Here is a 10,318-nt window from a genome sequence, read left to right as displayed (position 1 = left end):
ATGTGTCTGAGGCGTATCTTCAACCCTGCCCCACTGTCAAAAAAGAGTGTGGTACAGTTACCACTACTGGTAGTGATCTGATAGTGCGTTCAACCGCTGGTGGTCCAAGTATCGGTACATTAAAAAATGGTACCGAGGTCAAGATTGAGAGTATACGTGCAGATGGCTGGCTGAAGATTTCAGAACCCATAATCGGTTATGTGTCTGGCAAGTATGTTAAAATAAAACCTTGTCCAACACCACCACCATCTGAAGAGGATTGTCGGCAAGTTTCAGCACCACAGGGTTTAAATGTCCGCAAATCACCGTCAAATGATGGCGAGATTATTGGCATTATCGCTGATGGTTCTAAGGTAACGATTGTTAATCGTGGTAGTAATGGCTGGGTTCCTATTTCTGCGCCCTTACAAGGTTATGTTACTGGCAAGTATCTGATCTATTGTCCTGAGTCTAAGCCAGAAGAGCCGTCAGGACCAGTAGGTTAAGCCTTAGATCTAGCAGAAGTCAGAAGTCAGAAGTCAGAAGTCAGAAGTCAAACTCTTGCGCTTACTTAGGTTTGAGACTTTTGTCATGTCCGCGCCTGCCCTGGCGACTGCTATATCTCGCAGCATTTTTGATAGGCGATGCAGCTAAGATTGTAGGGTGCGTCAATCACGCACCCTACTGCTGATCTGTAGGTATCGAGGGTACAGTTTCCTATATTTCTAAGTCCACCGTCGGAAAAATGTATTGTCTTGCCAAGCAGAAGCTGTGCGTGTTTCAATAGCAGTCATTTGTTCTGAACTCAAGGATTGAAATGCTTGGGCTACTTTAAAATTGGATTCTAATTGCTTGACGGATTCGGCAGCAATAATACAACAATGTACTCCCTCCAGAGACAAAACATAACCCATGGCTTGCTCCATTCCATCTAAGACACCATTTTTGAATAACTTGCCATAAGCCGGAACTTTCATGGCAACGACTCCTACATTTTTCTCTCGCGCCACTGGTAAAACAGTTTTAGCAAAAGGACGAGGATGTTGACATACTCACCGTCCTGGAAGAACGGTGATTCTTGACAGATCATCGGGGTGTGCTGTCGAAACAGTCTTACCGCCCCTCCTTGCCCGTTTTAAGTCGTGCCGATGCCCCATGCCGACTTTTTCTATATTTCTGGCAGCGTTTTCGTCTCTGTCTTGTTCAGTTTTGCAGCTCATGCAGAGTATTGAACGAACAGACAAATCGAGTTTGCCCCACTTAAACCCACAATCTGAACAGACTTGACTGGTAGGCTCCCAACGACTTATAACCCGAAAATCCCTACCATATTTGTCTGATTTCGCATCGCAAAGAGCTCTAAACTCTGACCACCCTTGCTGACTAATAGCTCGCGCCAGCTTGCGGTTTTTAACCATTCCTGACACATTAAGGTCTTCCAAGACGATTACTTGGTTTTCGCTAACTACCTTGGTTGACAACTTATGCAGAAAATCTTTTCTTTTGTTGGCGATCTTGTTGTTTAGTTTTGCGATCTTAATGCGAGTCTGTTCCCTCCGGTTAGACCCTTTGGGCTGTTTAGCGAATTTTCGTTGAGTTTTGCGTAACTTTCGATCTAATCTTGAATAGTCAGGGCTTTTAGCTTGACTCCCATCGCTCATTACAGCAAAAGTTTTGATACCTAAATCAATTCCAATGCTTTGGTTCTTGGCATTGATTTGAACAGGCTCAATGTCTAGGACAAAACTCAAGAAGTAATTGTTAGCACAATCCTTGATAATAGTTACAGAACTTGGATTGCAAGGTAATTCCCTAGACCAGATAGGCTTAACTATCCCAATTTTGGCCAAGTAGACTCCATCGCCTTGAATAGAAAAACCTCTACGGGTTAACCTTGCTGATTGGTTGTTAGATCGCTTTTTGAATCGTGGAGACCTGACTTTTCGTCCTTTTCGTTTTCCATTGCGCGACTCAAATAAATTCTTAAAAGCAATACCCAAGTCAGCAACAGATTGCTGCAAAGGAACGACTGACACTTTAGACAGCCATTTCCTTTCTTCAGTCTTTTTTGCTTGAGTAATAACCAGTTTCTGTAGGTCTCCAGATTTCAGAACCTTCTTGGATTTATTGCAAATAGCCAAGGCATCATTCCAAACCACTCGCACACAGCCAAAGAGTTTTGCTAACTCCTGCTTCTGTTGGTCAGTTGGGTAAAAACGATACTGATATCTGGCTTTCACTTTTTTTATCTAAGTTGGCCTGTAGTATGATTATAGTATAGTCTACAGAATTTGGCAATGAGATTCCGGAATATTGACACAGTATCACCAATTTGCAAATGCATTTGATATGTGTAACAAAATATCGCAAAAAAATACTAACCTCTGAAAGCCTCACAGCTATTGAGAACTCTTTCAAAGAAGTAGCAAAGAAGATGAATTTTGAGATTAGGGAGTTCAATGGAGAGTCCGATCATATACACACACTGATCGCTTTCAGCGCGCCAAAGGCGATTAGCCCGAAGGGCTACGCTACGCGATTGAGCAAAGCTCACGCTACGCGAACGAGTACCCTCCAAAATTATCAATTTCTCAAATAGTTAACAGTCTGAAAGGGGTATCAAGTCGCAGGTACGGGCAAAACGGATACCTTAAGCCAAACGGAAAAACTGCGTTGTGGAGTCCCAGTTATTTTGCTGCGTCCGTTGGTGGTGCATCTATCGAAACCCTCAAGGAGTACATCAACAATCAGAAAAAACCATCCTAAAAAGCCGTCCTAGAAGGACGGGGCTTCGGCCTACGGCCTCCGCTACGCGAACAGACCCAAAATTTTTGGTGAACATCTGCCGCATTGAGAGAAATTAAGGTAGTATCAAAGGGATAGCGCCGCAACCCTTCTGCAATCACATCCGGTTCATGATGTCCGGTAATGCCTAAATATTTGACAATTCCTTGTTCTTTTGCTTCTTCAAAGGCTTTTATAGCGCCATTAGGACTAAAAATTTGATCTAAAGTTTCCTGAAAAGAAACGTGATGTAATTGCCATAAATCGATAGAATCAGTTTGAAGGCGTTTAAGCGATCGCTCTAACTCTCGCCAAGCCCCATCTCGATCTCGTTGTGCTGTTTTTGTTGCTAAAAATAGATTAGATTGACCGTAGGTCACGCTACGCGAACGATAAGCGGGTAATACCTTACCCATATATTCTTCGCTCCGGCCATAACTAGCTGCCGTATCAAAATAACGAATTCCAAACTGTAACGCCGCTTCAATTTGGGCGACGGCATCAGCTTCTCGATTCATCTTCGACAAAGGCGTTTGTCCTGCACCTCCCAAGCCAAAGATTGGAACTTTCACCCCCGTTTTCCCTAACACTCTTTCTGGCATTGTAGCTGCTGTTGGCAGCTGAATGGCCGCTGTTGCTGATAGTTGAGACTGCTGTTGATGCCATGCTGCACTTCCAACAATACCACCCGCAGCAGCAACACTGGTCACGATAAACTTACGTCGAGTTGTTTTGGGTGTCATCGCTCGCCTATTCTACATTAGCTTCGCCCATATTTTAGCGTGGTTTCTGCAACCTAAGCATTCAGCTGAATGCTTAGGTATTAACGTTACGGAAATTACCTCGATGTTGAGTCTAGACGAATCAGATATTATCTTCTATAATAGCTGTCTATCTGTATGTTTATTCGAGAAGTTAAGATGACTTCACCGACTGCAACAATACTGCTGTATTGTCCCGAGCAACAAGGACTTGTGGCCAAGATTGCTAACTTGATATATTCCAATGGTGGAAGTCTTATCCACGCCGATAAACATACAGATTTGGCAACTGGAATTAAATCAGGAAAAAAAACTTAAACTCTTGTCCATGTTTTGATGCAGCACCTCCCTATCAGCGACTGCCTTGCTTTATGATAACACTAAAAAATCCTCGGATATATTGACACTGTTCCCTATTCCCTATTCCCTATTCCCTTTTTCTATCAATCTTATGTTTACCTATTAAATAAAAATACTATATACTCAGAGTAGCTGACGGAATTTTAGATGGACTTTAACTCAGGGCGTCAAGGGTTTTACACAGAAACAAATCAGCCAGATGACCAAATTCATTTGGCAAAAGCAGCGCTTTATATCGCTCAGGAAGAATATCCGGATCTGGCTATTGATGATTACCTCAATGCCTTAGATGTGATGGCATCTGAAGTAGAGGAGCGTTTGCCTGAGCAACGCTATCCCCTGCGAGTGATTAAGACTCTGAATCAGTATTTCTATGATGACCTAGGATATTCGGGTAATAGGAGTGATTACTATGATCCCCGTAATAGTTTCCTAAATCAGGTAATTGATCGGCGCACAGGTATTCCCATTAGCCTTTCGGTGGTGTACCTGGAAGTCGCTCGACGCCTTGATTTTCCCATGGTTGGTATTGGGATGCCAGGGCATTTCTTAATTCGCCCAGAGTTTGAGCAGGTGGGTATCTTTGTGGATGCTTTCGATGGTGGTGAGATTTTATTTCAACAAGACTGCGAGGAACGACTAACCCAAATTTATGGTCATCCGGTAACCCTACAACCACGTTTCCTAGCACCAGTGAGTAATCGGCAGCTGTTGGCACGGATGCTAATGAATCTTAAATTAATTTACCTCAATCGCCAAGACTTACCTAGAGCACTAGCTGCAGTTGAGCGGATGTTGTTGCTGTTTCCTAATGCACCGGTAGAACTGCGGGATCGGGGGCTGATTTACTCCCAGTTGGGATATTTATCAGAAGCATGCCAGGATTTGGAACATTATTTGGAAATCCTGCCCCAAGCTGAGGATGCTGATATCATTCGTCGGTTACTTGAACAGATCGCAAATAGGTAAAGGCTTCTATGCATGGGCTTGACTAATCACCAATGCCTAATCCCTAATGACTGCACTCACGTCGGTAAATCTCCTCTGCTACTAATTTAAGACGTCTGAGTTGGGCTTTCATATCATTCTGAGTCCATTGGGCAGCAAAGCTGTTGAATCCCCAGCTAACGATGGGGTTGGGAATTTCAAATTCAAAACGGTTGACCAAACGGGTGCCTTGTTCAGCTGGCTGACACTCCCAGCGGTCTCGTCCTTTGAAAAAACCCTGGAACTGCCAAACCACTAACCCTGGCTTGCGGTCGATAACCACACTCTTGAGAGTGGGCTGCAACCAGGGAATGTTAATTATAAACCGCGAGCGACTCCCGACATCAGTACTCCACTGCCCCACTGATTCACAACGCAAAATCGGGTTGAGCCAGCGATGCATTAAGCTCTGGTCAGTGATACAGCGCTCGACAATGGTGGCGCTGGCATTAATTTTAATGGATTGTTCAAAAATTTGGGCGTTTTGCATGTAAAATTTCCACATTATCGAAGAGGGGAGTTTGAGGGGAAAAGAATACCCCGTCCTCTTAGGTCGGGGATGAATTTTCCCCTCAATGGCGTTAATAAGCGAAAAAACTGGGTATCGATCCTACCCGGCTACCCCCGGAACGTTCGCGCAGCGTGGCCAAAGGCCAGGGAAAGTTACGCCCATGGAGTTAACAGCCACTTAGTTGGTTGTGCCTGGGAATCCCCATCCTATAAGGGTTGGGGAGGTTCAATGGACTATCTTGATTACCGTGGCAGCTAGCCACACTACCAGACCACTAGAGTTGTGAGGAGGAAAAATTAATCAAGACTTGATTTTTGTACATCAATTGGCTCTAAATATAAGGGTTACATCTTGAGTGACTGACAAACCTACCAAGAAATCTTTCAGCTCCCGAGTGTCCGACGTCACATCGGGGCAAATGCCGATTCAACACTCCATCAAGTTACCCAGCCTAATTTAGGGAGTAAGACCCCCTAAGCTAACTAGTTGACTGCGTCGGCAACTATGGGTAAATTATATCAGCACTCCTGGGTCAAGATTTGTCAGTTAGGCAAGATTAAGCCACATCTGTGGAAAATTTGAGGAGTAAAACGTTCTCGATGAACATCTCAACCTTTACTTTTAAATCTTCTTGTCGTACCTTCTGCTCAAGGTTCTTTTAAGTCAGCACCCTCCTCTGAAGAGACCAGGCTTAGATAGCCTGCCTTCAGGTAGCTGACCAGCCTAAGACCTTGACCCAAGGGGTTGCCCTTACAGTAAAGGATCTACGTTGTTGGCAAGTGTTAAAGTTCCTACCTTGGGGTACTTTGCCCGCTCCAAGCTCTAGAACCGAGTCGTTAAACACTTAGACCAGGGGTAAGACAGTGCGGTTCGGAAAGTACCGACCAACAACGTTGGCCAGGCAAACCTTACCTTGTGCAGCAGATAAGGCGATTCCGGCTTGAACTGGAAAGCACAATAACTGCACCTCTTGTTGTCCAGCTGTTTTTGGGACGGCAGCCTATACCGCCGCGTCGCGGGTCCTCTGGGGTCACCAGAGGCGCAGCTTCCCCGCTCCCAAACTTATCTAGTTGAGACGATAATACCGTGCTCCTCACCAGACCACAGTAGTCACAAGGAACTTAAGGAACTTAAGAAACTTAGGGTTGCCTGTGACATTGGACAATTTAAGTAAGAACAAAGACTATGAATGGAACTTGGGAAGGTATCTTCCAAATTGTAGGAGTGGGTGTGCAGCCATCGGCACACCTGGTTTTAGCCCAGACAGGATCTCCCGCATTTCCCGCATTAAACCAAATTTTGGCAGATGGGGGAACCACCTTACTGAATGTGGTTAAAGCGATCGCAATCTTAGTCATTGGTCTTATCCTGGCTAAGATTGCTGCTGGTATTACCAAAGCAGTACTGAATCGCACCAATATTGACAACAACATTGCTCAGTGGGCTACTGGCGGCCAGTCAGGAACCCAGCCTCCTCCAATTGAGCAATGGTTATCCGGCGCGGTTTTCTGGATTATCATCGTTTTCACGGTAGTGGCGGTTCTAGAAACCCTCAAGCTAGATACGGTTTCCGGACCCCTGAATAGTTTTCTAGACACCATCCTTGGCTTCCTGCCCAGTGTCTTTGGTGCGGCGATTCTCTTGGGTGTTGCCTGGTTACTAGGAACTATCGTCAAGATGATAGTAGTCAGGACGCTCAATGCATTGAATATCGATCAGCGCTTGGGTGAGCAAGTCGGCGATGCTGGCACTAGTCAGTTCTCTCTGGCTCAAACCATTGGCAATGCCCTGTACTACTTAATCTTCCTACTGTTTCTGCCATCGGTATTAGAAACCCTAGGCTTACAGGGAACTCTCGATCCAGTACTAAGTATGCTGGGCGAGATTTGGGGGATTGTACCCAATATTGGCGCAGCCATCGCAATTGGTGCTATTGGTTGGTTTATTGCTCAACTTGTACAACGTCTTGTCACTAGTTTCTTGACAGCAGCAGGTACAAATCAGCTCGGGGAGCGGTTTGGACTGAGTAGCTCTGGTGGTCGCTCCCTAGCAGGGATTATCGGTACGATTGTCTATGTCCTGATTTTGATTCCCGTTGCTACCGCTGCCCTTAATGCCTTGCAGATCCAGGCAATCTCTGGCCCTTCGATCGCAATGTTAAGCCAGGTTACTAATACCATCCCCAAACTATTTGCTGCGGCTGGTATTCTGGCAGTTTTCTACGTAATTGGACAGTTTGTTAGTGATCTGGTCACCAACGTCCTGACAGACCTTGGCTTCAACAATCTATTTAATTGGCTAGGTTTTTCCACCAGCGCTCCTAGCACCACGGATCAAACAACTGATGAAACAGCAGAATCAGAAACACCACAGAACCCACTTACCAGTCGCACCCCTTCTGAGCTAGCGGGACTGCTTGTACTGATCGGTATCATGATCGCTGGTATTGTGGCAGCAACGGATGTGTTACAGATTCCCGCCTTAACTGACATTGTTGGTGGGGTCGGTTTCATTGGTGCTCGGGTGCTGTCCGGGTTAGTAGTCCTTGCTATCGGTCTGTTCCTAGCTAATTTTGCTTTCAACTTGATTACTGGCTCTGGCGCTCGCCAATCCAATATCCTGGCACAAGTAGCTAGGATTGCGATTATTGCCTTTTCTTTAGCTCTAGGTCTACAACAAATGGGCATTGCCCCTGATATTGTGAACTTAGCCTTTGGTTTGCTCTTAGGCGCAATCGCTGTTGCGATCGCATTAGCCTTCGGTCTCGGAGGTCGCGATGTTGCTGGTGAGCAAGTTAGAGAATGGCTAGATTCTTTCAAAAAGTAAGTCCAAGTTATTCCCGTAGCGTCGCCTATTGGCCAAGGTTGTTCGTCCTTTTTGAATTAAGAATTAAGAATGTAGAATGTAGAATTCTTAATTCTTAATTCTACATTCTGCATTCTGACAGACAACCTTCAACCTTCAACTTTTGATAATCTTGCCCTCAATTCTCCTTTAATGCGATGGAGAATTGAGGTTTCGTCTAGAGAGGAGAGAATTCGTCTAACAACGGCTTTTGGTCCATCTTCTCCCCAGGATGCGCCATTGGCTAAATAGGTTTTGGTAATTTCTCCAATACCATAGCCAGAAACTCCAGCAACACTAGCTTGGGTGATGGCAACTGACATATATGGCGCTAGGGAAACCCCACCAGTTACAGGGGCAGAAATCCCCAAAATACTTTTTAAGCTACTCAATCCCAAGTTAGCCAAGAGTTCACTAGCACCAATACCTCCCATACTCATAGCGATTTTTTGTAATAATTGAATAGCTCCCTGCTCAGTCATCGGAATACCATAGAGACGGGATAAAGTAAGAATCATTACCACATCAACTACAGTAGCGGTGAGGATATCCACAACAGTAACTGGATTGAGAGCAATGACAAATGCTTTAGTTATTACTGCTTTCCAGATAATTTGATTAGCACTATCATCCCGAATCTTCATTTTTCGGTTGACCAAGTTTTCATTCAACTCATCGGCGTAAAGCATGGTGTTAAGAGCAACAAGGGATTTACCTTCCCGATGTAAAATCTCCAGAATTTTTAGTTTCAAATCGTCAATCTGGGGTTTCCCTCGGCGGCGCTTGACCTGAATGCTGCCATTAGGCGATCGCACTGCTACAGATACCAAAGGTGAAGCAGCAACCATCACAATTTCTGCTGGTGAAAGCAACTCCTTGACCCGTTCATCCCGAATTTTGCTGTAAATTGCCATGCGATCAGCATCAGGATATTGGTCAATCTTGTTGAACACCAGTAACATCGGTTTACCACTAGCTCTTAACTGAGATAGAGCTTGGTACTCTACCTTAGTCATATCACCAGCAATAATAAACAACAGTAAATCTGCCTGTTTAGCTACCTCTAGGGCTAAGGCTTCCCGAGTTTCCCCATCTACTTCATCAATTCCTGGGGTATCGATTAGCTGAATTTGGGAATTACCAATACTGGGTAGGGCAACCTGGAGAATATCCTGTTGACTATGGGTTTGACTAGGGGGCTGCCAATGGGCAGTTTGAGCATTCTGGGTTACCCCATGTAGGGCACCAGTTTCAAATACAGGTTGACCGACCAAGGCATTGAGTACAGAGGATTTCCCCCGTCCCACCATGCCAAAGGCAGCAATTTGGATACAGGTATTTTCCAGCTTCTGAAGCAGATTGCCTAAGTCTTGGATTTGAGCATCTAAACCAGCTTTTTCTCTACGGGATAGGTCAAGATTAGCTACTAGATCCCTGAGGGAGTCTTGTGCCTGTTTGTAATTCAGTTCTGCCTGGATTTGCTCAAAACCTGAAATTGCGCTATCTAAATCCTGATCAAGATCTAGAGAGTTAATAGAGTCAGACTCAGGCCAGAATTCGGTCAAAACGGCACCTCCTGCTAGGACACTTCTGCTTTCGATCCTAGAGCATCAGTTCAGGAATCACTTTTGATAAATCACTCATTATAGAAATAGATGCCTCACAGCTGACATCGGTTACATCCATTATTCATCCCTTGCGACTTCCTGATTCCAACCCACAGCTGTAGAAGAGTTAATTATTGCCTTACACCATTGGTTCGATGCAAACCATAGGAGAGATATGAGATGATCAGCCAATTCTTAAGTGTTAGTCTAACCTTGCCGATGCTCCTGAACTTAGGTCAGAGTCTCACGGATACCCAAATCCTAAATTATGGTAAAGTTAATAATTATACACCAACATGGACAAATTTTCAGGGTAAACTCAATAGTCAAAACCCACCATCGTTATCCTTGGCAAGCCGGGATGAAACAAAAGACCAAGAACAGAAATGTGAGTGGCTAGACATATGTTCAGAATTTAGGGGGGCATCTTTATTGGTTAGCGAAACCCTTTTATAAAAGGTAAGTTAGGTGCTACACAAACGTGG

At 44.7% G+C, this 10,318-nt stretch carries 9 protein-coding genes and 2 pseudogenes; 6 read left to right on the top strand and 5 right to left on the bottom strand.

Annotation, left to right across the window (positions count from 1 at the left end; translation table 11 throughout):
- On the top strand, positions 1 to 485 hold a 485-nt coding region (locus F6J94_RS07885), incomplete at its 5' end, for an SH3 domain-containing protein (RefSeq protein ID WP_293038822.1).
- A gap of 219 nt (positions 486 to 704) precedes the next feature.
- Here the strand turns inward: F6J94_RS07885 and F6J94_RS07880 are convergent.
- Both F6J94_RS07880 and F6J94_RS07875 read right to left on the bottom strand, forming a co-directional pair.
- On the bottom strand, positions 705 to 989 hold the full coding sequence (locus tag F6J94_RS07880) for a hypothetical protein (RefSeq protein ID WP_367142177.1): 285 nt from the start codon (positions 987 to 989) through the stop codon (positions 705 to 707).
- Between the two features lie 42 nt (positions 990 to 1,031).
- The gene (locus F6J94_RS07875; RefSeq protein WP_293038820.1) at positions 1,032 to 2,219 is read right to left on the bottom strand and encodes a transposase; all 1,188 of its coding nucleotides are present in this window, start codon (positions 2,217 to 2,219) and stop codon (positions 1,032 to 1,034) included.
- A 98-nt stretch (positions 2,220 to 2,317) separates the two neighbouring features.
- Here F6J94_RS07875 and tnpA point away from each other — a divergent pair.
- Positions 2,318 to 2,745 (top strand): annotated as a pseudogene (gene tnpA / locus F6J94_RS07870) (IS200/IS605 family transposase).
- On the opposite strand, the gene F6J94_RS07865 reads toward tnpA, so the two are convergent.
- Positions 2,742 to 3,506, bottom strand: coding sequence for an aldo/keto reductase (locus F6J94_RS07865; RefSeq protein ID WP_367142176.1), 765 nt, complete (start codon positions 3,504 to 3,506; stop codon positions 2,742 to 2,744). The pseudogene tnpA and the gene F6J94_RS07865 sit on opposite strands and share 4 nt — an antisense overlap.
- A gap of 177 nt (positions 3,507 to 3,683) precedes the next feature.
- On the opposite strand from F6J94_RS07865, the pseudogene F6J94_RS07860 reads away from it, so the two are divergent.
- Positions 3,684 to 3,812: pseudogene (locus tag F6J94_RS07860) on the top strand (formyltetrahydrofolate deformylase); the annotation flags it as partial.
- A gap of 219 nt (positions 3,813 to 4,031) precedes the next feature.
- Positions 4,032 to 4,853: a SirB1 family protein gene (locus tag F6J94_RS07855; RefSeq protein ID WP_293038818.1), complete on the top strand. Its 822-nt coding sequence runs from the start codon at positions 4,032 to 4,034 to the stop codon at positions 4,851 to 4,853.
- Between the two features lie 43 nt (positions 4,854 to 4,896).
- On the opposite strand, the gene F6J94_RS07850 is transcribed toward F6J94_RS07855, so the two are convergent.
- Positions 4,897 to 5,361 (bottom strand): SRPBCC family protein, encoded by a 465-nt coding sequence (locus F6J94_RS07850; RefSeq protein WP_008178794.1) that lies wholly within the window; start codon positions 5,359 to 5,361, stop codon positions 4,897 to 4,899.
- 1,206 nt (positions 5,362 to 6,567) lie between these two features.
- Between F6J94_RS07850 and F6J94_RS07845 the strand changes: the two genes are divergently transcribed.
- A complete protein-coding gene (locus F6J94_RS07845; protein ID WP_293038816.1) occupies positions 6,568 to 8,208 on the top strand; it encodes a mechanosensitive ion channel in 1,641 nt (546 codons plus the stop codon).
- Between the two features lie 128 nt (positions 8,209 to 8,336).
- On the opposite strand, the gene F6J94_RS07840 is transcribed toward F6J94_RS07845, so the two are convergent.
- Complete coding sequence (locus F6J94_RS07840) at positions 8,337 to 9,791, bottom strand: GTP-binding protein (protein ID WP_293038814.1); 1,455 nt, start codon at positions 9,789 to 9,791, stop codon at positions 8,337 to 8,339.
- 222 nt (positions 9,792 to 10,013) lie between these two features.
- Here F6J94_RS07840 and F6J94_RS07835 point away from each other — a divergent pair, with 222 nt between their 5' ends.
- A complete protein-coding gene (locus F6J94_RS07835; RefSeq protein ID WP_293038812.1) occupies positions 10,014 to 10,289 on the top strand; it encodes a hypothetical protein in 276 nt (91 codons plus the stop codon).
- Positions 10,290 to 10,318 lie beyond the last annotated feature (29 nt).

Origin of the sequence: Moorena sp. SIO1F2 (assembly GCF_010672755.1) — a bacterium.
Taxonomy (GTDB): Bacteria; Cyanobacteriota; Cyanobacteriia; order Cyanobacteriales; family Coleofasciculaceae; genus Moorena.
This window is presented reverse-complemented; position numbering and strand designations above follow the sequence as displayed.

Coding starts and splice junctions, on each gene's coding strand:
- F6J94_RS07855 (WP_293038818.1), top strand. CDS start 4,032: ATGGACTTTAACTCAGGGCGTCAAGGGTTTTACACAGAAACAAATCAG.
- F6J94_RS07850 (WP_008178794.1), bottom strand. CDS start 5,361: ATGCAAAACGCCCAAATTTTTGAACAATCCATTAAAATTAATGCCAGC.
- F6J94_RS07865 (WP_367142176.1), bottom strand. CDS start 3,506: ATGACACCCAAAACAACTCGACGTAAGTTTATCGTGACCAGTGTTGCT.
- F6J94_RS07845 (WP_293038816.1), top strand. CDS start 6,568: ATGAATGGAACTTGGGAAGGTATCTTCCAAATTGTAGGAGTGGGTGTG.
- F6J94_RS07835 (WP_293038812.1), top strand. CDS start 10,014: ATGATCAGCCAATTCTTAAGTGTTAGTCTAACCTTGCCGATGCTCCTG.